This window comes from Lysobacter sp. CA196, assembly GCF_052078695.1.
Classification (GTDB): domain Bacteria; phylum Pseudomonadota; class Gammaproteobacteria; order Xanthomonadales; family Xanthomonadaceae; genus Lysobacter.
Map to the genome: position 1 here is coordinate 144883 of NZ_JBQJIN010000001.1, position 24819 is coordinate 169701.

Here is a 24819-nt window from a genome sequence, read left to right on the forward strand (position 1 = left end):
CCATTGAGAAGCCGCGACGATGGCGAAACCGCCAACCGCGCCACTCGCCTCACCCATCGCTGATCTCACACAGCAAAACGGCGGCCCCAAGGCCGCCGTTTTGCGTTTGCAACGGGCTTGCTGCAAGCGCCCTACTCGGCCGCACCGACCCGCATGCCCGCCTTAGCAGCCAGGGATTCGAAGTCGGGGAACGAGGTCGCGACGTTGGCGACGTCGCCGATGCGCACCTCGCCGCTCGCCAGTTGCGCGGCGATCGCGAAGCTCATGGCGATGCGGTGATCGCCGTGGCTGTCGACGTCGCCGCCATGCAAGGCGCCGCCTTCGATGATCGCGCCGTCGGGCGTCTCGACGATGTTCGCGCCGAGCGCGCGCAGGCCGGTCGCCATGGTCGCGATGCGGTCGGATTCCTTGACCCGCAGCTCGGCGGCGCCGCGGATCGTGGTGCGGCCCTTGGCCGTCGCCGCGGCGATGAACAAGGCCGGGAACTCGTCGATCATGTCCGGCACCAGCGCTTCCGGCACCTCGATGCCGTGCAGCGGCGCGTACCGCACCCGCAGGTCGGCGACCGGTTCGCCGCCTTCGGCGCGCGGGTTTTCCTCGACGATGTCGGCGCCCATCAGGCGCAATGCCGCCAACAGGCCGGTACGGCGCGGGTTCATGCCAACCGCTTCCAGGCTCAGTTCCGAACCCGGCACCACGCTCGCGGCGACCAGGAAGAACGCCGCCGAGGAGAAATCGGCCGGCACCGCGATGTCGGTGGCGCGCAGCACATGGCCGCCGCTCAGGCGCGCGTAGCCGGGCGAGAACTCGATCGGCCAACCGAACGCGGCGAGCATGCGCTCGGTATAGTCGCGGGTCGGGTGCGGCTCGTGCACGACGGTGTCGCCGTAGGCGTACAGGCCGGCCAGCAGCAACGCCGACTTCACCTGCGCGCTGGCCACCGGCAAGGTGTATTCGATGCCCTGCAACGAACGGCCGCCGCGGATGCGCAGCGGCGGCAGGCCGCCTTCTTCGGTGTCGATCTTCGCGCCCATCGCCGCGAGCGGCTCGGTGACCCGGCGCATCGGCCGCTTCGACAGCGAAGCATCGCCGATCAGCACGCTGTCGAAATCCTGCCCGGCCAGCACGCCGGCGAGCAGGCGCATGCCGGTGCCGGCGTTGCCGCAATCCAATGCTTCGGCGACGCCGCGCAGGCCGTGCATGCCGACGCCGTGGACGATGCGTTCGCTCGCGCTCGGCGTTTCGATGCGCACGCCCAGGCGCTCGAACACGCGCGCGGTGGCGCGGGTGTCCTCGCCTTCCAGGAAACCGGTGACGCGGGTGACACCTTCGGCCAGCGCGCCGAGCATCACCGCCCGATGCGAAACCGATTTGTCGCCCGGCACGCGCAGCGAACCGCGCAGGGGCGAACCCGACCCGGCCGTCCAGGCCGCTTGTTCTTCGATGAGCGCACTCATGTCAGCACTTGGTCCAATGCCGCCAGCAGGCGGCGGTTTTCGTCGGGCGAGCCGACACTGATCCGCAGGCAATCGGCGAGCCCGTAGCCGGCCATCGGCCGCAGGATCACGCCACGCTCGACCAGGGCCGCTTCGATCTGCGCGGTGCGCGGACCGAACTCGACCAGGACGAAATTGGTCTGCGAAGGGAAGACCCGCAGGCCGCGCTGGCGCAGGGCCGCCGCCAGCGCATTGCGCTGTTCGGCGTTGCGCGCGCAGGCCCAGTCCAGATGCGCTTCGTCGGCGAGCGCCGCGACGCACGCGGCCAGGGCCGGGCCGTTGACGTTGAAGCTTTCGCGCAGCCGGTCCATGACCTGGATCAGGCCGGGCTGGGCGAGCAGATAACCGACCCGCAAGCCGGCCAGGCCATAGGCCTTGCTGAAAGTGCGGGTGATGGCGAGGTTCGGATAACGGCCGAGCAGAGGCAGCGCGCTGGCGTAGTCCGGGGCCTCGGCCATTTCGGCGTAGGCCTCGTCCATCACCACCAGCACGTCGGCCGGCACGCGGTCCAGGAAAGCGACCATCGCCTCGCGGCCGAACCAAGTGCCGGTCGGGTTGTTCGGGTTGGCCAGATAGACCAGGCGCGTGGCCGGGCCGATCGCGGCCGCGATCGCATCGAGGTCGTGGCCGCAGGGCATCGCCGCATCGCGCGGCAAGGCCTCGACGATGCGCATGCTCGCGCCGGCGGCCTGGGTCGCGAGCGCGAACACCGCAAAGCCATAGCGCGAGAACACCACCTCGTCGCCGGGGCCGGCAAACACCTGGGCGAGCTGCATCAGCAGTTCGTGCGAGCCGTTGCCGAGCTGGACCCGGGCGACGTCGACACCGTGTTTGGCGGCGAGCGCGCGCTTGAGATCGGCGCCGAGCGGGTCGGGATAACGGTGCAGCGCATGCAGCGCATCGAGGATCGCCGCGCGCGCCTGCGGCGACGGGCCGTAGGGGTTTTCGTTGGAGCCCAGCTCGGCGAGGTGGGCCTCGCCGAAACGGCGCCGCAGCGCGACCAGGTCGTGACCCGGGTCGTAGGCCTTCAGGCGCTGGATGCCGGCCTGCGCGCGCCCAGCGAACCAGGCTTCGTCGTAGGCCGGCGTGTCCGTGCCCGGCACGCCCTCACCCGGCGCACCCTTGCCGGGAATGTCCCTGTCCTCGCGACTGGCAGGCTCTTGCGCTTGCGTGGCCGGCGCGCTCATGCGATCGCCACCGGGTAGGAGCCGAGCACCTTCACTTCGTGCGCCAGCTCTTCCAGTTCTTCCAGCGCCTCACGCATCGCCGGCTCCTGCACGTGCCCACCGATGTCGACGAAGAACGCGTACTGCCACCGGCCGGTGTGACCCGGACGCGACTCGATACGGTTCATGCTCAGGCCGCGCTTGGCGAACGGCGACAACACGTTGTAGAGCGCGCCCGGCTCGTCCTTGATGAAGATCAGCAGCGAGGTGCGGTCGTTGCCCGAGGGCGTGAACAGCTCGCGGCCGATCACCAGGAAGCGGGTGGTGTTGTCGGGGCGGTCTTCGATCGGCCCCGCGACGGTGCGCAGGCCGTAGACGCTGCCGGCGCTGGCACCGGCGATCGCCGCGGCGTCGTCGGCATTGCGGGCGCGGCGCGCGGCTTCGGCGTTGCTCGATACCGCGATCTTCTCGGCTTTCGGCAGGTACTCGCGCAACCAGGCCTTGCATTGGGCGAACGACTGCGGATGCGAATAAACGCGTTCGATGTCCTCGATGCGGCCGCTGCGCGACAGCAGGTGCTGGTGCACGCGCAACTCGACTTCGCCGCTGATCTTGAGCCCGGAGGTCAGGAACATGTCGAGGGTCGACTGGATCGTGCCCTGGGTCGAGTTCTCGACCGGCACCACGCCGAAGTCGGCGTTGCCGGCTTCGACTTCCTGGAACACTTCCTCGATGCTCGCCAGCGGCAGGCCGTGGATCGAGTGGCCGAAGTGCTTGTACACCGCCTGCTGCGAGTGCGTGCCTTCCGGGCCGAGGAAGCCGATCTTGAGCGGCTCCTGCTGGGCCAGGCAGGCCGACATGATTTCGCGGAACAGACGCACCAGCACTTCGTCGTTGAGCGGGCCGTCGTTGCGGTCGACCACCCGGCGCAACACCTGGGCCTCGCGCTCGGGGCGGTAGTAATCCACCGCGGCAGCGAGCTTGCCCTTGGCCTTGCCGACCTGGTTGGCGAACTGCGCGCGCTCGCCGATCAGTTCCTGGATGTGGCGGTCGATGCCGTCGATGCGCTCGCGCAGCAACGCCAGATCGGGACTGGCCGCGGTCGGTTCCACTGTTTCAGGCACTGCTTCAGGCGCCGCTTTCGGTTTGCCGACGGCTTTCTTTTCGGTCGCGCTCTTAGCGGCAGCGGCCGGCTTTTGCTTGCCGGGCTTGGCCGGCGGCTTCTTGTCTGTTTGCGGGGTCTTGCGGGACTTGTCGGTCATTGTCGTCTCGTCGCTTCCGAAGCCGTTGCGATGGCGTCCCTGGCGCAACCTGGAGCGTTCGGATCGCACGGCCCGGCCATCCGTGACCGGGCGTTCGCAGCCGCAGCCGATGCCGATGCGGCACCGGACTGGCGTGGCCGCTTACCCGTGCCGTTGCTGGAAGTCCTGCATGAAGGCTGCGAGCGCTTGCACGCCCTCCTCAGGCATCGCGTTGTAGATCGAGGCGCGCATACCGCCGAGGGCGCGGTGGCCCTTGAGCGAGATCAGCCCCGCATCCTGCGCTTGCTTCAGGAAGGGCTTGTCGAGCGCCTCGTCCTTGAGGAAGAACGGCACGTTCATGCGCGAACGCGCGGCGGTCGCCACCTCGTTGCGGTAGAAGCCGCCGGAGTTGTCGATCACGCCGTACAGCAGCTTGGACTTGCGGTCGTTGCGCTTGGCGAATTCTTCCACGCCGCCTTCGGCCAGCATCCACTTGAACACCAGGCCGGCCAGATACCAGTTCCAGGTCGGCGGCGTGTTGAGCATGGACTCGCCCTTGACGTGGGCGCGGTAGTCGAAGATCTCGGCGCGCGGCTGGCCGGCGCGTTCGAGCAGTTCGCGCTTGACGATGACCACGCTGACGCCGACCGGGCCGAGGTTCTTCTGCGCACCGGCGTAGATCACCCCGAACTTCGACACGTCGAGCGGTTCGGAGACGATGCTGGAGCTGAAATCGCCGATCAGCGGCACCGCGCCGGTGTTCGGAATGTCGCGGAACTCGACGCCGTGGATGGTCTCGTTGGCGGTGTAATGCACATAGGCCGCGTCCTTGGACAGCGCCCAGCTGTCGCGTGCCGGGATGGTGCGGAAGCCGTCGGCCTCGCCGTTGGCGGCGATGTTGGCGTTGACGTAGGGCTTGACCTGCTTGAGCGCGGTCTTGCCCCAGTGGCCGGTGACCACGTAGTCGACGGTCTGGCCCGGTTCGGCGAAGTTCAGCGCGATCAGCGCCTGCTGGGCGGTCGCGCCGCCCTGCAGGAACAGCACGGCGTAATCGTCGGGGATCGACATCAGCGCGCGCAGGTCGCGCTCGGCTTCGGCGGCGACCTGGATGAACTCCGGGCCGCGGTGGCTGAGTTCGACGATCGAGGCCCCGGCGTTGTTCCACTCCAGAAGTTCCGACTGCGCCTGCAGCAGGACCGGTTCGGGCAGGGTCGCGGGACCGGCACTAAAGTTGAAAGCGCGGGACATCGGAAACTCCGTAGTGGGGGTTGGCCCCTCAGTATGCCGCAGTGCAACACCGTGTGCGCCTCCGTTTCGCGCGCAACTTTTGCCCCGCTGGCTGCCTCTATCCTCACATCGGGTCCCGTATGTGTTGAGGACTCGTAACCTGCCCCCGGAGCTGTCTCATGTCGTTGCGCGATGCCCTCAATATTCCCTCCTCCCAGGTCACCGACGAAGCGGTTTACCGCGAGCGACGACGCCTGCTGGCCGCCTTCGCCCTGACCCCGGCCCTGGGCCTGTCCGGCTGCGCCGAGGCCGAACCGCCGGCGCCGCCGGCGCGGCCGGCGGCGAGCCCGGAGCAGAAGGCCGGCTTCCGCACCGACGAGGTGCTGACCCGCTACGAAGACGTCACCACCTACAACAACTTCTACGAGTTCGGCACCGGCAAGTCCGACCCGTCGCGGGCCCGCCGGAGCCTGCGCACCAGCCCGTGGACGGTCGCGGTCGGCGGCGCCTGCGCCAAGCCGGGCAAGCTGTCGCTGGAAGACCTGATCAAAGGCCTGACCCCGCAGGAGCGAATCTACCGGCTGCGCTGCGTCGAGGGCTGGTCGATGGTGATCCCCTGGCTGGGAGTGCCGCTGGCCGACGTGCTCAAGCGCTTCGAGCCGACCTCCAAGGCCAAGTACGTCGCCTTCACCACCCTGGCCGACCCCAAGCAGATGCCCGGTATCGACTATCCGTTCATCAATTGGCCGTATCGCGAGGGCCTGCGCATCGACGAGGCCATGCACCCGTTGACCCTGCTCGCGACCGGCCTGTACGGCAAGGCCCTGCCGCAACAGAACGGCGCGCCGCTGCGCCTGGTGGTGCCGTGGAAATACGGCTTCAAGAGCATCAAGTCGATCATCGCCATCACCTTCGTCGAGCGCCGGCCGCTGACCAGCTGGAACGACCTGCAGGCCAGCGAATATGGCTTTTTCTCGAACGTGAACCCGGACGTCGACCACCCGCGCTGGACCCAGAAGACCGAACGCCGCATCGCCGGCACCGGCAGCAAGCTGTTCGTCGATCGCATCCCGACCCGCTTGTTCAATGGCTATGGCGACCAGGTCGCCAGCCTGTACGCCGGCATGAACCTGCGGACCTGGTTCTGAGATGGCCCAGGATTCGATAGCGAACACGACCGCCACGTCATCCCGCTGCCCGCCTCGGCCCGTGGTCAAACGCCGGACCCCGGCCGGGGTGATCCTGGCGAAGGTCCTCGTACACCTTTTAGCGCTGACCCCCGCGGCGATCCTGGCCTGGCAGATCCGCGCCGAGGTGCTGACCGGCAGCGGCGGGCTCGGCGCCGACCCGATCGCCGAGGTCGAACATCGCCTGGGCTTGTGGGCGCTGCGTCTGCTGATGATCGCGCTGGCGGTCACGCCGCTGCGCCAGCTCAGCGGCCAGGCGGTGCTGCTGCGCTTCCGGCGCATGCTCGGCCTGTACGCTTTCTTCTACGCCAGCCTGCACCTGACCGCTTACCTGGCGCTCGACCTCAAGGGTTATTGGACGCAGATCTTCGAGGAGATCGCCAAGCGCCCCTACATCACCGTCGGCTTTCTGGCCTGGCTGCTGCTGATCCCGCTCGCAGTCACCTCGACCCAGGGCATGATGCGGCGCCTCGGCCGGCGCTGGGGTCAGTTGCACCAACTCGTCTATGCGATCGCCGTGTTGGCGGTGCTGCATTTCTGGTGGCTGGTGAAGTCGGACATTCGCAAGCCCTTGTTGTACGCCACGATCCTGGCCGCCCTGCTGGGCTGGCGGGTGTGGCGCAAGGTCGCCGAGGCGAGGACGCGACGCAGGGCGGCGGCGCACTAGGCGCGGTTCGGTCTTCACTTGTAGGAACGGCGTCCCACAGGGATTTCCTCCGGTCATAAGCCGCGACCGCGTCGGCGACAGATAACGACGCGACCGGATACGGAACGGTCGCGGCGCGCGCCGCTCCTACCCCGGAACTGCGGCTTTCTGTAGGAGCGGCGCAAGCCGCGACCGCGAAAAGCAAATAACGGCGCTGGCTTGAACGGGCGGTGCGAGCTGAAGGAACACGGTCGCGGCTCGCGCCGCTCCAACCCTGTGTCTTGGGCTCAGCGGGTGCCGTAGAGCAGCAGCAGGCTCAGCAGGCCGGCCATGACCACCGCGGCCAGCAGCAGCCACGGCATGCGCCGCACCGAGGCCGGCAGGGCCGACGGCGGCTGCATGCGCTCTTCGTTCGAGGCCGCTTCCTGGGCCAGCTGGGCCTGCAGGGCTTCGGCGGCGCTGAACTGGCGGGTCGGGGCTTCGATCACGAAACGATGCTGGCCGTCGAGCAGCAACTGGTCGCCGGGCTTGAGCAGGGCGTGACGCACCGGCTGGCCGTTGACCACGCTGCCGTCGACCGAGCCGACGTCGCGCAGCACCACGCCATCGGCATGGGCTTCCAGACGCGCGTGGCGATCGGCGAAGGCCGGTTCGTTGATGCGGATGTCGCAATCGCCGGCGCGGCCGATCAGGCGCGGCTGCTCCAGGGTGTAGCAACGCCCGTGATGAATGCCGCCGACGCCGCGCACGACCATGCGCGAATCGGCCGGGATGTCGACCCCGAACGGCGGCGCGGGCTCGGGCTTGTCGTCGATCAGCAGCAGTTCGACGCCGTCGAGAAAGATCGCGTCGCCGGCACGCAGCATCGCCACGCGCTTCACCGGACGGCCGTTGACGTGCAAGCCGCGCAGGCCTTCGCGCACCTGCAGCCAGACGCCGCGACGGTCGACGCTGAGTTGGGCGATCGCCGCGCCGGCGTCTTCGACCAGCACGGTGCGTCCGGCCGAATCGCGGCCGATCGCATGCACCCCGGGCTTGAGGGCCAGGTCGGCATGTTCGCGATTCGGGTATCGAAGTTTGAGGGCGCTCACTCCGCCGCAATCTAGCAGGTTGTCGAATCGCGTACATCCTAACGGGCGCGAGCCGATCGCATCGGCGCCTTGCGCGCGAGCCGATGCGCATCGACCGCGCGGATGCGCCCAGCGGCCTCCGGCGAGCGACCGAGGCTTGGATGCGCCTGTCCCTGCCCCCACAATACCGGCCTCCAGGGAGAACCCAGACCATGTCCAGCATCGATATCCGCCATCCGCACACGCTCGCTCCGGCCAAGGCACGCAAAGCCGTCGAGGAAGTCGCGAAGAAACTCGCCGAACGTTTCGATGTCGAGTACGACTGGGTCGGCGACACCCTCAACTTCGTCCGCAGCGGCGTCGACGGCAAGATTTCCCTGCAGCCGAACCAGTTGCACGTGACCGCGCAACTCGGCTTCCTGCTCGGCGCTCTCAAGGGCCCGATCGAGTCGGAAATCCGCCGCGTGCTGGAAGAACGCTTCAAGTAAGCGGCCTCGCCCCGGCGCAGCGGAACCGCTGCGCTTCAGCGCCATAAACGGCTCGGCTCGTTTCAGCCTTGGCCGAGCTTGAGGATCGGTCTCACCCGCACCGATCCAGACACCAGGCCGCCCGCACTCGATCCAGCATCGGCTCAATCCAACTGCGGAAACGGATCGGCCTGGCCCGCGAACAGCCGCTCGGCGATGTCGCGTTCGTCCTGCTCGATCTCGGCGATGAACTCGCGCACGTCGCCGAGCCGGCCGAACGCCGCGAAGCCGCGTTCGAGAAACCCCTGCAATTCCGACAGCCCGGCCGCCTTGGCCGGACCGCGCGAGAGTTTGAGCAAGGTCAGGATGCCCGGCATCCGCACCGACTGGCCCAGGCCCAGGCCGACCGCGGCGATCAGGTCGATCTGGCGGTCGCGCAGCCGGGGCAAGCCGCAGGCGCGGTAGATCTGCGCGTATAGCGGCCCGTCGAGACGGCGCCGGCGCGGCGCCAGCGCCTGCAGGCGCTCGGCCATGCGCAGGTCGAAGGCGTGGGTCAGCAAACCCAGCTCGATCGCATCGGCGACCGTGCTCAGCAGCGAGCCCGGCAACAGCCGCTGCATCATCGGCAAGACCTTGGCGATGTCGGCGTCGCGGCGGCTGAAGTCGCGGTCGTTGTAGACGTCGCTGAGGAAGAACTGCGCCGCCGGGCGCCGGCGCGGGTCGCGCAGGAAGCGGTCGAAACTGGCCTCCAGCCGCCGGGCCTGCCACAGCCGCAGTTCGGGCAACCAGCGCAGGCGATTGCGCGGTTCGCGCCCGGGGTCGTGCAAGGCCTGGTGGCGGGCCAGCAGACACCCCAGACGCTGGCTATGTTCGGTCGTCCTGGCCATCGCGACGATGATCGCGGCGCCGGCCGGCCTCCGCAAGCCGACCGACGAGCCAGCCGAGGCCAGCCCATCGAGCCGGCTCAGACTTTGGTCCTGGCCCCCCTGGTGACCCTCTGGTGCCCCGCCCGTCCTGGGCTACACTCGACCGAATTCCGTCCGGGCCGTGCTGCCTATCACATGCTGTCACTCCATTCCGCCCGGAACCGGGCGAGCCGCAAACGTTCGGCCCACGGCACCCACGCTTCCGCTCCGAAGATCGGCCTGGCCATCGCCGGCGGCGGTCCCATTGGCGGCATGTACGAGCTCGGCGCGCTGCGCGCGCTCGACGAAGCGATCGAAGGCCTCGACCTCACTCGCCTGGACTGTTATGTCGGCGTCAGCAGCGGCGCCTTCCTCGCCGCCGGCCTGGCCAACCGCATGGACACCGCCGAGATGTGCCGGATCTTCGTCACCGGCGACAGCGCCGACGTCGAATTCCGCCCGGAAACCTTCATGCGCCCGGCCTTCCTCGAATACGTCAAGCGCGCGGCGAGCTTTCCGCGCCTGGCGACCGAGTGGTGGCGCGAGCTGCTGTTCTCGCCGCTGGAGGCGCGCTGGTCGGACCTGATCACCCGCTTCGGCGGCCTGATCCCGAACGGCCTGTTCGACAATGCCCAGGTCGAGCTGTTCCTGCGCGAGGTCTTCACCCGCCGCGGCCGCAGCAACGACTTCCGCGAACTCGACGCCGAGCTGTACGTGGTCGCGGTCGATATCGACAGCGGCGACGCGGTCCGCTTCGGCGGCGACAATTGGAGCGACGTACCGATTTCGCAGGCAGTCCAGGCCAGCGCCGCGCTGCCCGGGCTGTATCCGCCGGTGCAGATCCGCGGCCGTCATTTCGTCGACGGCGCGCTGCGCCGGACCATGCATGCCTCGGTGGTGCTGGATCGCGGCATCGACCTGCTGATCGGCATCAACCCGTTGGTGCCGTTCAACCACAACCAGGGCGTGCCGGTCGCCGAGGACAACAGCCTCGCCGCGGGCGGCCTGCCGGCGGTGCTGTCGCAGACCTTCCGCACCCTGCTGCAGTCGCGCATGCAGGTCGGCCTGGCCCGCTACGCCCAGCAATACCCGGACATCGACCAACTGGTGTTCGAGCCCAACGCCGAAGACCGCGAGCTGTTCTTCACCAACGCCTTCAGCTTCTCGGCGCGCCAGCGCATCTGCGAGATCGCCTACCGCAACACCCTGGCCGACCTGCACCTGCGCGCCGACGTGCTGGCGCCGGTGCTCGCCGCGCACGGCCTGCACCTGCGCAGGGACGTGATCGCCGACGCCCAGCGCTCGATCCTCGACGGCATCACCCCGCCCAAGCGCGATACCGAGACCACCGCACGCTTGCGGCGTGCGCTGGACGACGTCGACCGGCTGGTGGCGCAACCGCGACCGCGGCGGCGCAGGACGGCGTCGGAAGCCAGAAGCGAGAAATGAGGGGCGAGGAGTGAGAAACGAGTAAGAGCGAGCTCGCTTTCACTCGTTTCTCACTCCTCGCTCTCGTTACTGGCTCTTCGCTCTGGGTTGGTGTGATTACTCTAGACAGGGGGGCCATCTTGAGTGCACAGCGATAGCACTCATTACAGGACGTCCATGGCCGCCAAGTTCAAGAAGACCGCTAAGAAGACCACCGGCAAGAGCAGCAACGCCGGCAAGGGCAGCGCGCAGGAACAGGCCGAGCGCCTGTCCAAGACGCTCAGCGAATCCGCGCAGCAGATCTGGCTGGCCGGCGTCGGTGCGTTCGGTCGCGCCCAGGCCGAGGGCACCAAGCTGTTCGAAGGCCTGGTCAAGGAAGGCCTGAACCTCGAGCAGACCGCGCGCAAGTTCACCGGCGGCCAAGCCGGCGTGCTGCGCGACGCGGTCGAGTCCAAGGTCGGCCAGGCGCGCGAGCGCGCGTCCGACACCTGGGACCGCCTCGAAAAGGTGTTCGAAGAGCGCGTCCAGCGCGCCCTGGTCAAGCTCGGCGTGCCGGGCCGCGACGATCTGGCCGACCTCAGCGAGCGCGTCGAGTCCCTGACCCGCGAACTGCGTCGCCAGGGCGGCAGCGCCCCGGCCGCACGCAAGAGCGCAGCCAAGGCACCGGCCAAGGCCACCACGAAGAAGGCCGCGGCCGCCAAGCCGAAGGCGCAGAAGTCGCCGGCGGCGAAGAAGGCCACGCGCAAGTCGATCGCGCGTCCGAAACCGCCGCTCGCACCGTAACCCGCTTCAACTCCGGCTTCACTGCGCTGCGGGTCATCCGCAGCGCGACGTTTAAGCCCGCCAGTCCGCGCTTCCGTATGCTCCCCTCCCCTTACGGTTTCGGACTGGCGGGCTTTCTTATGCCCGCGACCGCCGCGGTCGGGTCGCGACGATGCCCTGCATCGAACGCCGTGCATCCGCCATGCCGTAGCGGATGGACTTCACGCTGACACCGAATCGTCGTTCTTGATGGAACGGCCAATGACGAACACGTCAATTTCGCGAACTGCGTCTCAGTTCGTATAAGTGCTAGATGTCGCAGGCCGTATATCCTCAGCGTCTTTTATGGGCCTAGCGCTTCATGTCGAGTTTTTCCCTGTGGGCTGCTGCCGCCGTCGCACTGACGATCGGATTGGTGTCCACCGCCTATCTCTGGTCCTATCGCCGTCACCGCACTGAGGTCGACACCGGCATCGCCGGCCTGGCCAAGATGCGTTGGCGCGAATTCGCTCGCCTGATCGTCGAATCCCTGCGCGAACGCGGCTTCGAAGCCGAATCGGTCGAGGAATCCCTCGCCCGCGGCACCCAGGCCGAGCTGCGCTTGCTGCGCGCCGGCAAGCCCTGGCTGCTGTCGTGCAAGCTCGGCGATGCCGACTACCGGGTGTCGGCGGCGACGGTGGCCGAACTGGCCGATGCGGTCCGCTTCAACGGCGCCGCGGGCGGGATGATGGTCACCACGGGGCGCTTCGACAGCAATTCCGAGCGCGTCGCCAACGGCCTGGACCTGTACAGCGGCGACACGCTGTGGGAACTGGTCGAACCGCAATTGCCGGCCTCGACCCGGCACGAAGTCATCGCCGCCGCGCAGAAACGCAGCATCGGCACCATCGTCGGCGCCTGGATCGCGGCGATCGTGCTGGGCCTGATCGCCGGCTTCGTGGTGCCGCAATTCGTTTCCGGCGAACCGGACGCCCCGGCGCCCGCGCAGGTCACGCCGGTGGAAGCGACGACGCCGCAAGAAGCGCCGTCCGACGCCGCGACACCCGCCGCCGCATCCACGTCGCCGGCAGCACGGCCAGCAGCCACGCCTGCGCCGACGCCGGCCGCAGCCGCACCGAGCGTCGCGCAGGCCGCGCAGACGCCGCCAGCGACCGCTTCGGCCGCTACCGCCAGCGCGCGACCGGCGAGCCCGCCGGCAGCCGCCCACACCGGCAACCCCGCGGCCGAACGCGGTCAGGTCATTCGCAGCATTTCGACCCTGGACGGCGTCGAACGCGCCCTGTGGTCGACCCCGTCGAACCTGTTGATCTACCGCCTGACCGACGCGCAGCAACAGGACATCGACCGGATCTGCTCGATCCTCGATGCCTATCCGGACCTGCGTTCCTCGCGCGTGCAACTGCAACCGCCGCCGGGCAGCAAGGCACGCGTGCGCTTCTTCCAGTGCCGGGCCTATTGATCCGGCCTCGTCGAAACGAACCGAGCGAACCCGAAAACAGCGCGCCGTGACGAACGGCGCGCTGTTTTCGTTTGGGGCTGGTCCGGGGCGCGATGTCGTGGACATCGCGATCGGGTTGGATCGCGGTCGCGGCTTGCGCCGCCCCTACCCGCCTCCGGGCTGTTACCGCCGCCCTTTGCAGGAGCGGCGTGAGCCGCGACACGCCACTACGCCCACGACGCGATCCCGAGGTCGCGCCGGACCTCAGTCGCGGCTCACGCCGCTCCTACAGGGGAGACGGCGCGCAAACGCATCGGGGCGGCCTGAGCCGCCCCGATGTTCGCGCCACGATGCGCGCCACGTACGGGCGCGCGCCGCTTACCAATGCACGCCGCGCATCAAGGCCGCGAACGCGATCTGTTCGCTGCTGGCGTGTTCGTCCTTGAGCCCCTTGCGGTCGCCCTTGGCAGCGGCCGAGTCGGGGAACAACTCGAATGCCGTGCTCATCACCACCTCGTAGGCCTTCGGCGCCAGCGCGTTGACCACGGATGCGAAGATGCCCAGGCGGGTGGCGATGCGGGTCGGCCGCTCGATGATGCCCTTGACCACCAGGTCGGCGGCTTCGTCCGGGGTCAGGGTCGGCACGCTGTCGTACATCTTGGTCGGCGCGATCATCGGCGTCTTCACCAACGGCATGTTGATGGTGGTGAAGCTGATGCCCTTGCCCGACAACTCGCCCTGGGCGCAACGGCTGAATGCGTCCAGCGCCGCCTTCGAGGCGACGTAGGCCGAGAACCGCGGCGAGCTGGCCAGCACGCCGATCGAACTGATGTTGATGATGTGGCCCTTGCGGCGCTCGGTCATCTTCGGCATGAAGCCCATGATCAGGCGCAGGCTGCCGAAGTAATTGAGCTGCATGGTGCGTTCGAAATCGTGGAAACGATCGTAGCTGAGCTCGATCGAGCGCCGGATCGAACGGCCGGCGTTGTTGACCAGGATGTCGACGTGGCCATGTTCTTCCAGGATCTGCTTGACCAGGCGGTCGCAATCGGCCATGTCGGCCAGGTCCGCGGTATAGGCGAAAACCTTGCCGCCGGCGGCTTTCATCGCGTCGCGGGCCTTGAACAGCTCGTCCTCGCCACGCGCGATGATCACCGTCACCGCACCGGCCGCAGCCACCTTCTCCGCCGTCGCCAGGCCGATGCCCGAGGACCCCCCGGTGATCACCACGACCTTGTTGCGGACCTTGCCCTTGAGGGTGCGGTCGATGAACAGGTCCGGGTCGAGATGGCGCTCCCAGTAGTCCCACAGGCGCCAGGCGTAGGTGTCCAGGTTCGGCACCTTGATCCCGCTGCCGCGCAGCGCGCGCTCGGTCTCGCGGTTGTCGAAGCGGGTCGGATAGGTGATGAACTTCAGGGTTTCCTTGGGAATCTTGAAGTCGCGCAGCAACATGCCGATGAAGCGCCGCACCGGCGGCAGGTTGCCGACCGCGCCGCGCACGCTGCTGGGCACGAAGGCGAACATGCGCGCATCGATGCGCATGGTCATCTCCGGGGTGTGGCCGGCGCGGGCGAAGGTGTTGAGCACCTCGCCGACGCGCTGCGGCTCCGGATCGGTCAGGTGGAAGCAATGGCCGTCGAGCTTGGGCTTGTGCGCGATGTGGTCCATCGCATCGACCACGTAGTCGACCGGGATGATGTTGATGCGCCCGCCTTCGACGCCGAGCATCGGCATCCACGGCGGCAGCATCTCGCGCAGCTTCTTGAGGAAGGTGAAGAAGTAGTACGGCCCGTCGATCTTGTCCATTTCGCCGGTCTGGGAATGGCCGACGACCATGCCCGGGCGGTAAATGCGCCACTTGATGCGCTTCTCGGCCCGCACCAGGCCCTCGGAATCGTGCTTGGTGCGCAGGTAGGGATCGTCCAGGCCCTCGGCCTCGTCGAACATGTCCTCGCGGAACACGCCCGAGTACATGCCCGCAGCGGCGATCGAGCTGGTGTGGTGGAAGCAGCCGACGTTGAGCGCGGTGCCCAGGTCCAGCGCGTGCTGGGTGCCGTCGATGTTGGCGGCGCGCTGCGCGGCCGGGCTGGCGGTCAGGTCGTAGATCGCGGCCAGGTGGAAGAAATGCTTGATCTTGCCGTTGAGCGCGCGGATCTGCGCGGCGCTCAGGCCGCACTTCGCCTGGGTCATGTCGCCGGCGACCGGGATCACCCGCTTGAGGTCCCAGCCCATTTTTTTTGCGGTGGCGTCGAACTTTTTCTGCGAGTCCTTGCGCACCAGCACGTGGATCGTGCCCTTGCGTTTCAGCAGATTGCTGACGAGGAAGCGACCGATGAAACCCGTCGCGCCGGTGACGAAATAGCTCATACCCCTCTCCTGGATGGCCGATCGACCGCCAATGCGGCGGCATGACGCTACGGTGCCAGAGCCCGTGCCGCGGAACAATTCCTTTCCGTATTGACCGTCCCGGGCGTGCATGCTGTTATGCCGCTTCACCCTGGCGCCAGGAGAGGCTCGCCGTGTCCGATATCCAGTCCGCGTTCGAACAAGCCGCCAAAGACGTCCAATCGCTGACCGACCGCCCCGACAACGACACCCTGCTGCGCCTGTACGCGCTGTACAAGCAGGGCGCCGATGGCGACGTCAGCGGCCCCAAGCCCGGCTTCTTCGACTTCGTAGGCACCGCCAAGTACGAAGCCTGGGAAAAGCTCAAGGGCACCGCACAGGCCGACGCGCAGAAGAAGTACGTCGACCTGGTCAAGAAACTGCGCGGCTGACGCCGCGCCCGCCCCTGCACGGCACGCCCGATGGCGAAACAGACCCGTCAGCGCATCCTCGACACCGCCTTGACCATGTTCAACGCGCAGGGCGAGCCGAACGTCACCACCAACCACATCGCCGACGAGCTGGAGATCAGCCCGGGCAATCTGTACTACCACTTCCGCAACAAGGACGACATCATCGAGCAGCTGTTCGCGCGCTTCGAGGAGCGCATGGACGCTGCGTTGGCTGCGCCGCAAGGCCGCCTGCCCGGGCTCGAGGACATCTGGCTGCAGCTGCACCTGGTGTTCGAGTGCATCTGGGACTACCGCTTCCTCTACCGCGACCTGGTCGAGATCCTCAGCCGCAACCGCCGCTTGCGCATGCGCTTCGCCCGCATTCTCAAGCGCGCCGATGAACAGGCGCACATGGTGATGCGCGGGCTGTCGCAGGCCGGGGTCATGCGCGCGTCCGGCGACGAACTGGCCGCAACCGCGACCAACGTGCTGGTCATCGCCACCTTCTGGCTCAACTACGCCGCCGCGCGCGGCGACAAGGACGAGCATGCGGCGATCCGCGACGGCATCGTCCAGGTGATGATGCTGCTCGCACCGTTCCTGCGCGACGCCGAACGCCTGCATCTGAACACGTTGATCCGGGTCTACCTGGACTGAGCGGGCGCTCGCTCGCCGGCCATGTCTGCGCGGGCTCCGAATTCAAACTCGAATCCGAAACCGAGCCGCAACGCAGCGAGGGCGCCGATCGGCGCCCTTGCTTGCTTCATCTGCTTGCTTCGTTCGAACCGACTCGCCGCCGTGGATGCGGCGAACGGACCGATCAGGCCTTGCGTGCGCGACGCGCCGCCGGCTTGCGGGCGGCGACCCGGCGCGATTGCGGCTTCTTCGCCGCGGTCTTGCGGGCCTTGCGCTGGCCGCGCTTGGGCTTCTTCAGGCCCAGCTTGTCCAGCACCGGTGCGAGGCGGGCTTCGACCTCGGCGCTGAACTTGACGACCTTGGGCTCGACCTGGTCGCGCACGTTTTCGATGCCGCCGCGCACGTTGCTGCGCGCGTCGTCGGCGAGGTCGCGTACGCGCTGCTGCAGCGCATCGACGCGGCCGACGCCGCGGCCCGCCGCGGCGATCGCTTCGCGACGCGCCAGCACCACCAGACCCAGGCCGGCCAGCCAGACATGGCGCAGCGTGGTTTCGCTCGCCGCCGGTTTCTTGCGTTTCACTGCTGCCATCGTTAGCTCCGCTGACCGCTCCGGATGAGCGGTTTCACCAGGCCACTGTGGCGACGGAGCATCGAGCAATCACACTAGCCGCTTCAGCTTTCTGACGGCGAAGCGCCGATGCATCGTCCCTCTTGCCACGGCGCGGCGACGGCGGGATGCTGCCTTCCCGACCTGTCGACAAGGACTGCAGATGGCTGCCAAATCCGCTTGGGCCAACTTTCCCCATGATGCCAAGGGCTATGCCTACGCTGGCGACGCCCTCAAGAAAGCCTGGCCCAAGCTGCACGCCGGCGATACCGAGCCCTTCCCCGACGCCAAGCGCGCCAGCGCGCTGATCGGCGCGGCCGGCAAGGCGGCCCCGAAGGGCCTGGACGCCGAGGCACTCGCCGCCGCCCTGCAAGACGCCTGGCGCGCCTTCCACCGCGGCGATTTCAAGGCCGCCTTCGACGCCGGCCAGGCGCTCGGCCCGGTCGGCGCCAGCGTCGCGGTCAAGGCCATGGGCATCCACGCCACCTACCTGGTCGACGACGACGCCGAAAAGCTGCACCGCTTCGAGCAGGCCGCCAAACTCGCCGAGACCGCGATCAAGGCCTTGCCCGAGGACGCCAACAGCCACTATCGCCACGCCTTCGCCCTGGGCCGCTACAGCCAGGGCCTGAGCATCGCCAAGGCGCTCAAGGCCGGCATCGCCGGCAAGGTCCGCAGCGCCCTCGAAACCGCGCTGGAGCTGTCGCCGAAGCACGCCGAAGCGCATACCGCGATGGCCCTGTACCACGCCGAGATCATCAACAAGATCGGCGGCATGATCGGCGGCCTGACCTACGGCGCCAAAGCCGCCGAAGCCGAAAAACACATCAAGACCGCGGTCAAGCTGACCCCGGACTCGCCGATCGCCCACATCGAATACGGCAACGTGCTGATGCTGCTGCACGGCGACAAACAGGAAAACGCCGCCGCCGCGGCCTACGAGAAAGCCGCCAAGCTCAAGCCGCTGGACGCGATGGAAACGCTGGATGCGGCCTATGCCAAGGAGCAGTTGGAATAAGCACTCTGACCCGGACAGTACCCGGCTGCGCCCCACCCGGCCCCTGCGCAGCGCCCGGGGCCGGTCCTGACAGGCGATTCATCCGGAGGCTTGCCTGTTCCGCGAGTCCCCCTGTAAACTTTGCGGCCCGATTCAACTCGGGCGGTTAGCTCAGCGGTAGAGCATCGCCTTCACACGGCGAGGGTCGCAGGTTCGAACCCTGCACCGCCCACCAGTTCCACGAAAGGCCGGCGCAAGCCGGCTTTTTTCGTTTCCGGGCCGCCACCACGGCGGCGATTGCTCGCAGGCCCGGCGGCCCGCGCACTGCCGAGGCCGGCGCCTCGCCCGGGCGGTCGCATCGCCACGAGCCGTATCGACGGCCCGCCCTGCCGATGCCCCGAACACGAAGCCTCCCTCGCCCGCGCGACCACCGAACCGTGAGGACCCGCCATGACCGATATCCACCCCGCCCCGACCCGCCTCTACCACAACCCGCGCTGCTCCAAATCGCGCAGCGCCCTGGAACTGCTGCACGCCCGAGGCATCGAACCGACCGTCCTCGCCTACCTCGACACCCCGCCGAGCGTCGATGAACTGCGCGAACTGTTGGCCCTGCTCGGCCTGCCCGCCCGCGACCTGCTGCGCAGCGGCGAAAACGAATACCGCGAACTCGGCCTGGCCGACCCGGCCCTCGACGACGACCATCTGCTCACCGTCATGGCCGCCCACCCGCGCCTGATCGAACGCCCCGTCTTCGTCCACGCCGGTCGCGCCGTGATCGGCCGCCCGCCGGAGCGCGTGCTCGAATTGCTTTGAGCGACGACGCGGCAATAAGCCGTTGCCGTTGCCGTTGCCGTTGCCGTTGCCGTTGCCGTTGCCGTTGCCGTTGCCGTTGCCGTTGCCGTTGCCGTGAAGATTTTGCTGTGGCTGTGCGTCGCCGAGCATTAGCGAAGGCAATCGAAGACCCGGAGGGCGGCGCGCAGGGATGCGCGCCGTTTTTCATCGGGACAGGGATGTCCCGTATGTAGAGCCCTGCGTCGGCATTGCTCGTGCGGGCCCTTGACTCAAAGAGAAGCAACTTCTTTGGTTACCTTTGACCGAAGGAACTCCCTGTGGGACTTTTGTTGCTTTAGACAAAAGAAAGTAACCCGCCGCTTTAGTGGCGGAAGCTTTAGGCGTTTGATCTAGATTTTGCATCGACGGATGCGCAGCGAGACCATCGTAACGATGTCGCGGCTTGCGCCGCTCCTACCCTGGCTCCAGCCGGGAGCGGCACAAGATTGTGGCGTCGTGGTCGCCGCCTCTAGGGTAGGAGCGACGCAAGTCGCGACCGCGTCCTGCCGGCTGCCGGCGCAGCCTTCAAGCAAAGAGCAGAGCTTCCGTCCGCTGACGCGGCCAGGTTACTTTCTTTTGCTAAGCCCAAAAGAAAGCTAACCAAAGAAAAGGGCTTTCCTTGACGAAGCTCCCCTGCGAGTACACAGCTTGCGCCGGGATTTTCCGATAAGACGTCCCTGTCTTATCGGAAAACGGCGCACGTCCTGTGCGCCGCCCTCCGGGTCTCCAGGGGTTCTCGCAAGCTCGTCGCTGCGCCAAGCTCTCGCTCGATTGATCGATGCGGCGCAAGGCCATCACGGCGCGGTCGCGGCTTGCGCCGCTCCTACCCTTCGCGAAAGCACGCCGCTTCGATGGATAACGTCGGCCTTGCAGCCTCTGCGCGTCCCTTGGTCGCGACTCACCTCGCTCCTAAAGTCGCGAAACTCGCAGCACGCCTCAAAACGACTTACTGCCCCGCATCGCCAACAACCGATCCGGCGCCGCAAACGAATCGCTGCGCGCATTCGCCCAGAACGATTGGAACACCGCATGCGCAGGTATCTTGCCGAGCAGATCGCCAGGAGCGAGGAAGTTGTACAACGCACCCAGCGAACGCACTTCGGTCGGCGAGACCCGACGCAGGATGTGTTCGGGCCCGATCTGGGCCGGATGGCTCAAGCCGGCCGCGCACAACAGATCGCGCAAGGCCTTGAGGGTGTTGTCGTGGAAGTGGAACACACGCGTGGCCTTGTCCGGCACGTCGAGCTTGCGCCAGCGACTCGGGTCCTGGGTCGCGACGCCGGTCGGGCAACGATCGGTGTGGCAGCTCTGGGCCTGGATGCAGCCCAGGGCGAACATGTAGCCGCGCGCCGCGTTGCACCAATCCGCACCCATCGCCAGGGTGCGGGCGATGTCGAAGGCGCTGGTGATGCGGCCGGCCGCGCCGATCCGGATCTTGTCGCGCAGTTCCAGGCCGATCAAGGTGTTGTGGACCAGCATCAAGGCCTCGTGCATCGGCACGCCGACGTGGTCGATGAATTCCGCCGGCGCCGCGCCGGTGCCGCCCTCGGCGCAGTCGACGACGATGAAATCCGGCAACACGCCGGTCTCCTGCATGGCCTTGGCGATGCCGAACCACTCCCAGGGATGACCGATCGCCAGCTTGAAGCCGGTCGGCTTGCCGCCCGACAGTTCGCGCAGGCGGGCGACGAAATGCAGCAGGCCCTGCGGCGAATCGAAGGCGGTATGGGCGGCCGGCGACACGCAATCCTGGCCCATCGGCACGCCGCGCGTGGCCGAGATCTCGGCGCTGACCTTGGCCGCCGGCAGCACGCCGCCGTGGCCCGGCTTGGCCCCTTGCGAGAGCTTGATCTCGATCATCTTGACCTGCGCGTCGCCGGCGTTGGCGGCGAAACGCTCTTCGCTGAAAAGCCCGCGTTCGTCGCGGCAACCGAAGTAACCCGAGCCGATCTCCCAGACCAGATCGCCGCCGTTCTCGCGGTGATACGGCGAGATCGAGCCTTCGCCGGTGTCGTGGTAGAAGCCGCCGAGCTTGGCGCCGCGGTTCAGCGCGCGGATCGCGTTGGCCGACAGCGAGCCGAAGCTCATCGCCGAGATGTTGAACACGCTCGCCGAATACGGGTGCGCGGTGTTCTCGCCGATGACGATGCGGAAGTCGTGCGAGACGTGCGCGGTCGGCGCCATCGAATGGTTGATCCATTCGTAATCCAGGCCGTAGACGTCCTGCTGGCTGCCGAACGGCCGCACGTCGTTGACCGACTTGGCGCGCTGGTAGACCAGGGCGCGCTGCTGGCGCGAGAACGGCACCTCGGCGGTGTCGGCCTCGATGAAATACTGGCGCATCTCCGGGCCGATCGACTCCAGGCCGTAACGGAAATGCGCCAGCACCGGGTAGTTGCGGCGCAGGGTGCTGCGGGTCTGCAACAGGTCCCAGGTACCGAGCGCTGCGAGCGCGCCGAACACGCCCACGCCCCACAGCCAATCGGTGTGGTGCAGGAACACCAACAACACCGAGATCAGGGTCAGGAGCAGGCTGGCGACATAAGCGGTATAGCGCATGGCGATCGGATCAGTTCACGAGCTGACGGCGAGCATAACCCTGCGCGTGTGCAATCGCTGTACGGGGCCGGGCGGATGGCCGTTCGGCCCCAGAACCACGCCACACCACACCACGCCACACCGCGTCACGCCTCGTCACGCCGACCACTCAACTCAGGCGCGTGCCGGCCGACCGATCAAAGCCGCGCGTCGACCTCGGCGCGCGGGTACAGGCTCTTGATGTCGTACAGCAAGGCGCCCGGACGGCCGTAGGCGCGCGCACCGGCTGCGCCGAGGGTGCGGAACTCCTCGTGGGCGACCGCGACCACGACCGCATCGAAGGCCCCGGCCTCCGGCGCGTCGATCATTTCCACGCCGTACTCGCGCCGCGCCTCCTCGGCGTTGGCCCAGGGGTCGTGGATCTGCACCTGCGCCCGGTACTCGCCGAGCTCGCGCGCCAGATCGACCACGCGAGTGTTGCGCAGGTCGGCGCAGTTTTCCTTGAAGGTGATGCCGAGGATCAGGATCCGCGAACCGGCCAGGGCCACGCCGCGCTGGATCATCAGCTTGACGATCTCGGAGGCGATGTGGCTGCCCATGGCGTCGTTGATGCGCCGGCAGGCCAGCAGGATGTCGGGGTAGTAGCCCGCGCTCTGCGCCTTCTGGATCAGGTAATACGGGTCCACGCCGATGCAGTGGCCGCCGACCAGGCCGGGCCGGAACGGCAGGAAATTCCACTTGCTGCCGGCCGCCTCCAGCACCTCGGTGGTGTCGATGCCGAGTTTCTGGAAGATCAGCGCGAACTCGTTGATCAGGGCGATGTTGGCGTCGCGCTGGGTGTTCTCGATGACCTTGGCGGCCTCGGCCACGCGCAGGCTGGAGGCCAGGTGGGTGCCGGCCGGAATGATGCTGCGGTACAGCGCGTCGACGCGCTCGGCGGTCTGCGGGGTCGAGCCCGAAGTCACCTTGGGAATATCGACCAGGCGGCGCGTGCGGTCGCCGGGATTGATGCGCTCGGGGCTGTAGCCGACGAAGAAGTCGACGTTGAAACGCAGCGACGAGGCGCGCTCGAGCTCGGGAACGCAGATCTCCTCGGTCGCGCCGGGGTAGACGGTCGACTCGTAGATCACCGTGTCGCCGGGCTTGAGCAAGCCGCCGAGGACCCGGCTGGCTTCGATCAACGGGGTGAAGTCCGGACGTTTGTGTTCGTCGATCGGGGTCGGCACGGTGACCACGTAGACGTCGCGGTCGGCCAGGTCCGCGGCGCTGGCGGTGAAGCGCAGGTGGGTCGAGGCCGCGATCTCGTCGGCGTCGTTCTCGCGGTGATGGTCTTCGCCGACGCTGAGCTGGGCCACGCGCACGGCATTGGTGTCGTAACCGATGGTGTCGTAGCGCTTGCCGAACTCCAGGGCCAGCGGCAGGCCGACATAGCCCAGACCGATCACGCCGATGCGCGTTTGCGCGATGCTGCCTTCGTACTGCGTCATGCCCTGCCCTAGGTTCACCGCCGTGGTGGCGGTCCGGTCCTGGATTCTAGAGACCCGCTTTCCGGACTGGCAAACCGGTGCGCCCGGTCGCCCTCTGCGGCCAGCCGGATCGCCCAGGCCAGGACGGCCAGAACGAACGGCCAAAGCAGCCGTAGCCGCCGATCGCCGGCTTCATCTCAGTTCTCGGCCACCACGACCGCATTGCGCCCCAACTGCTTGGCGCGATACAGGGCGCTGTCGGTATGGCGCATCCACATCGCCGCGCTGATGGTCTTCGGCCCGGTCGTCGCGACGCCGATGCTGACCGTGCAACGCAAGGCCGGCGCCTCGTCGAAGCGTGCGTCCTCGACCGCGTTGCGGATGCGCTCGGCGATCGCCACCGCCGCCTCCAGGCCGGTGTCCATGAGGATGAGGGCGAACTCGTCGCCGCCGATGCGGCTGGCGGTGTCGGTCAGGCGCACCACCTCGTGCAAGGTGCCGGCGACCCGCCGCAGCACCGCATCGCCGACCAGATGACCGTGGAAATCGTTGATCTCCTTGAAACGGTCGATGTCGATCAGGATCAGGGCCGCGCCCTTCGAGGACCGCGCGCAGTACGTCATGCTCGCGGTGGCCGAATCGTCCCAGTGCAGGCGGTTCTGCAGGCCGGTCAACGGGTCGGTGCGGCTGAGCTGGTCGAGCTGTTTGTTCTGGCGCACGACCTTGCGCGCCAGGCCATAGGCCGCGCTGCTGATCGCCATGGGGTAGACGAACATGAAAGGCAGGCTGGCCAGGATCACCGGCATCGAGCTGTCCGGCGCGAACCGGAAGCCCAGCAGCGCCCAGACCGTGGCGCAGGTCAGCAGCTGCGCGGCGGCGGTGCGCACGAAGAAGCGCCAGCCGCCCACGCTGATCTTGTCGGCCGACAGCATCACCGCCAACAGCGCGCTCGGCACGACGTTGAAATGCATCACCGCGATCCAGATGCCGCCGAGCGCCGAGTCGATCACTAGGTTGCGGTACTCGGCGTACTCGGGGTCGACGCTGCGCGAGGCGATCAGGTAGGCCAGCGGCGGCCACAGGTAGCCGTTGGCGAACAGCAGCGCCCAGACCCAGGCGCCGGCATCGTGTTCGTACAAGACCCCGGCCACGGCGAAGAACCCCGTACCCAGGCCGAGGGTGCGCATCTGGTAGATGCGGCGCACGAACCGCAGATGTTCGGTCGCTCGAACCGGTTCGAACGAGGTGTCGGCAATTCCAGTCACGCACGCTCCCAGCGGCCTGGATCATCGATACGAGTACCGCCCGGTGGGGGGCTGCGGCGGCGACCAGCATACCCTGCTCGCCTGGCCCTGAATGCGCAAGCGGGGCGGCTTCCGATGACCGGCGGCAGGGCTGCTCCGGCCCCTTGGGCAGGTCCCCTGGACGGGTCGCCGATCGGCCATGCGCCGGTCGAGTACCGGGCCGCGCCGGCCGGGCCCCGGACAGCGGGGATTTGAACGCCGCCTACACGGGGCGATAACGCCGTGATCGGGCAAGATTCGCCGCACAGGGGGTTCCCCGAGCGGAGCCTGTGTGATGACGACGACCTTGCAAGGCCGCCCCGCCCCGACGACGCCCGGCTTGAGCTATTGGGCGAGTCAGTTCCGCAACGCCGACTTCTATCGCGACGGGCTGCGTTTCAGCGACTACGCACCCGCCTTCTACGTCGGCATCGCCGCCCACCTCGAGCATCCGGACCGCGATTTCGACGATCCCCGTCTCGAGCTGAGATCGCGCTATCAACGCATCCGCCTCGGCTCGGCATTGGACTGGGACCAGGCCGAACACGCGGCCCGCTCGGCCTGGCAACGCGCGAAAGAGAACGCCGAAGCCGCGCAGTTGGGCATCGAACGCCGCGTCGCCGAACTGGCCCTGCATTCCTGAGCGAA

At 67.7% G+C, this 24819-nt stretch carries 22 protein-coding genes and 1 tRNA gene; 12 read left to right on the forward strand and 11 right to left on the reverse strand.

Going from position 1 to position 24819, the window contains the following annotated elements; genetic code table 11:
* Positions 1–131 precede the first annotated feature (131 nt).
* The 4 genes from aroA to serC all read right to left on the reverse strand — a co-directional run bounded on the left by aroA (position 132) and on the right by serC (position 5151).
* Complete coding sequence (aroA, locus tag ACTOWK_RS00710; protein ID WP_441328308.1) at positions 132–1457, reverse strand: 3-phosphoshikimate 1-carboxyvinyltransferase; 1326 nt, start codon at positions 1455–1457, stop codon at positions 132–134.
* Positions 1454–2683, reverse strand: coding sequence for a histidinol-phosphate transaminase (gene hisC / locus ACTOWK_RS00715; RefSeq protein ID WP_441328309.1), 1230 nt, complete (start codon positions 2681–2683; stop codon positions 1454–1456). Before hisC ends, aroA begins: the two co-directional genes overlap by 4 nt.
* Positions 2680–3924, reverse strand: coding sequence for a prephenate dehydratase (gene pheA, locus ACTOWK_RS00720; protein ID WP_441328310.1), 1245 nt, complete (start codon positions 3922–3924; stop codon positions 2680–2682). Before pheA ends, hisC begins: the two co-directional genes overlap by 4 nt.
* 141 nt (positions 3925–4065) lie before the next feature.
* A complete protein-coding gene (gene serC / locus ACTOWK_RS00725) occupies positions 4066–5151 on the reverse strand; it encodes a 3-phosphoserine/phosphohydroxythreonine transaminase (protein WP_441328311.1) in 1086 nt (361 codons plus the stop codon).
* A gap of 158 nt (positions 5152–5309) precedes the next feature.
* Here serC and msrP point away from each other — a divergent pair, with 158 nt between their 5' ends.
* The gene (gene msrP / locus ACTOWK_RS00730; protein WP_441328312.1) at positions 5310–6278 is read left to right on the forward strand and encodes a protein-methionine-sulfoxide reductase catalytic subunit MsrP; all 969 of its coding nucleotides are present in this window, start codon (positions 5310–5312) and stop codon (positions 6276–6278) included.
* A gap of 88 nt (positions 6279–6366) precedes the next feature.
* Positions 6367–6984 (forward strand): protein-methionine-sulfoxide reductase heme-binding subunit MsrQ, encoded by a 618-nt coding sequence (gene msrQ / locus ACTOWK_RS00735; RefSeq protein WP_441328646.1) that lies wholly within the window; start codon positions 6367–6369, stop codon positions 6982–6984.
* A gap of 266 nt (positions 6985–7250) precedes the next feature.
* On the opposite strand, the gene ACTOWK_RS00740 is transcribed toward msrQ, so the two are convergent.
* Positions 7251–8054 (reverse strand): FHA domain-containing protein, encoded by an 804-nt coding sequence (locus ACTOWK_RS00740; protein WP_031371723.1) that lies wholly within the window; start codon positions 8052–8054, stop codon positions 7251–7253.
* A 191-nt stretch (positions 8055–8245) separates the two neighbouring features.
* Here ACTOWK_RS00740 and ACTOWK_RS00745 point away from each other — a divergent pair, with 191 nt between their 5' ends.
* Complete coding sequence (locus ACTOWK_RS00745; RefSeq protein ID WP_441328313.1) at positions 8246–8521, forward strand: polyhydroxyalkanoic acid system family protein; 276 nt, start codon at positions 8246–8248, stop codon at positions 8519–8521.
* Between the two features lie 143 nt (positions 8522–8664).
* On the opposite strand, the gene ACTOWK_RS00750 is transcribed toward ACTOWK_RS00745, so the two are convergent.
* Positions 8665–9387 carry an FFLEELY motif protein gene (locus tag ACTOWK_RS00750; RefSeq protein WP_441328314.1) on the reverse strand — a complete coding sequence of 241 codons (723 nt, stop codon included), beginning with the start codon at positions 9385–9387 and terminating at the stop codon, positions 8665–8667.
* A gap of 174 nt (positions 9388–9561) precedes the next feature.
* Here ACTOWK_RS00750 and ACTOWK_RS00755 point away from each other — a divergent pair, with 174 nt between their 5' ends.
* The 3 genes from ACTOWK_RS00755 (at position 9562) to ACTOWK_RS00765 (ending at position 13054) form a co-directional block, all read left to right on the forward strand.
* On the forward strand, positions 9562–10854 hold the full coding sequence (locus ACTOWK_RS00755) for a patatin-like phospholipase family protein (RefSeq protein ID WP_441328315.1): 1293 nt from the start codon (positions 9562–9564) through the stop codon (positions 10852–10854).
* Positions 10855–11010: 156 nt separating this feature from the next.
* The gene (locus ACTOWK_RS00760) at positions 11011–11616 is read left to right on the forward strand and encodes a phasin family protein (protein WP_441328316.1); all 606 of its coding nucleotides are present in this window, start codon (positions 11011–11013) and stop codon (positions 11614–11616) included.
* Between the two features lie 340 nt (positions 11617–11956).
* Positions 11957–13054 carry a restriction endonuclease gene (locus ACTOWK_RS00765; protein ID WP_441328317.1) on the forward strand — a complete coding sequence of 366 codons (1098 nt, stop codon included), beginning with the start codon at positions 11957–11959 and terminating at the stop codon, positions 13052–13054.
* Between the two features lie 357 nt (positions 13055–13411).
* Here ACTOWK_RS00765 and ACTOWK_RS00770 read toward each other — a convergent pair whose 3' ends face one another.
* Entirely contained in the window at positions 13412–15400 is a 1989-nt protein-coding gene (locus ACTOWK_RS00770; RefSeq protein WP_441328318.1) for an SDR family oxidoreductase, read from the reverse strand.
* A 152-nt stretch (positions 15401–15552) separates the two neighbouring features.
* Here ACTOWK_RS00770 and ACTOWK_RS00775 point away from each other — a divergent pair, with 152 nt between their 5' ends.
* Together ACTOWK_RS00775 and ACTOWK_RS00780 are read left to right on the forward strand one after the other, a co-directional pair.
* Complete coding sequence (locus tag ACTOWK_RS00775; protein WP_031371730.1) at positions 15553–15810, forward strand: acyl-CoA-binding protein; 258 nt, start codon at positions 15553–15555, stop codon at positions 15808–15810.
* A 30-nt stretch (positions 15811–15840) separates the two neighbouring features.
* Complete coding sequence (locus tag ACTOWK_RS00780; RefSeq protein WP_441328319.1) at positions 15841–16467, forward strand: TetR/AcrR family transcriptional regulator; 627 nt, start codon at positions 15841–15843, stop codon at positions 16465–16467.
* 163 nt (positions 16468–16630) lie between these two features.
* Here ACTOWK_RS00780 and ACTOWK_RS00785 read toward each other — a convergent pair whose 3' ends face one another.
* Positions 16631–17035 carry a phasin family protein gene (locus tag ACTOWK_RS00785; protein ID WP_441328320.1) on the reverse strand — a complete coding sequence of 135 codons (405 nt, stop codon included), beginning with the start codon at positions 17033–17035 and terminating at the stop codon, positions 16631–16633.
* 181 nt (positions 17036–17216) lie between these two features.
* Between ACTOWK_RS00785 and ACTOWK_RS00790 the strand changes: the two genes are divergently transcribed.
* From ACTOWK_RS00790 to arsC, 3 genes are all read left to right on the forward strand, one after another.
* Positions 17217–18071: a hypothetical protein gene (locus tag ACTOWK_RS00790; protein ID WP_441328321.1), complete on the forward strand. Its 855-nt coding sequence runs from the start codon at positions 17217–17219 to the stop codon at positions 18069–18071.
* 139 nt (positions 18072–18210) lie between these two features.
* A tRNA-Val gene (locus ACTOWK_RS00795) sits at positions 18211–18285 on the forward strand.
* Between the two features lie 215 nt (positions 18286–18500).
* Positions 18501–18866 (forward strand): arsenate reductase (glutaredoxin), encoded by a 366-nt coding sequence (arsC, locus tag ACTOWK_RS00800; protein ID WP_441328322.1) that lies wholly within the window; start codon positions 18501–18503, stop codon positions 18864–18866.
* A gap of 954 nt (positions 18867–19820) precedes the next feature.
* On the opposite strand, the gene ACTOWK_RS00805 is transcribed toward arsC, so the two are convergent.
* From ACTOWK_RS00805 to ACTOWK_RS00815, 3 genes are all read right to left on the reverse strand, one after another.
* Entirely contained in the window at positions 19821–21443 is a 1623-nt protein-coding gene (locus tag ACTOWK_RS00805; protein ID WP_441328323.1) for an FMN-binding glutamate synthase family protein, read from the reverse strand.
* Between the two features lie 176 nt (positions 21444–21619).
* Entirely contained in the window at positions 21620–22909 is a 1290-nt protein-coding gene (locus ACTOWK_RS00810; RefSeq protein ID WP_441328324.1) for a nucleotide sugar dehydrogenase, read from the reverse strand.
* 176 nt (positions 22910–23085) lie between these two features.
* Positions 23086–24153, reverse strand: a complete 1068-nt coding sequence (locus tag ACTOWK_RS00815; RefSeq protein ID WP_441328325.1) for a diguanylate cyclase — start codon at positions 24151–24153, stop codon at positions 23086–23088.
* A 313-nt stretch (positions 24154–24466) separates the two neighbouring features.
* On the opposite strand from ACTOWK_RS00815, the gene ACTOWK_RS00820 reads away from it, so the two are divergent.
* On the forward strand, positions 24467–24814 hold the full coding sequence (locus tag ACTOWK_RS00820; protein WP_441328326.1) for a hypothetical protein: 348 nt from the start codon (positions 24467–24469) through the stop codon (positions 24812–24814).
* Positions 24815–24819 lie beyond the last annotated feature (5 nt).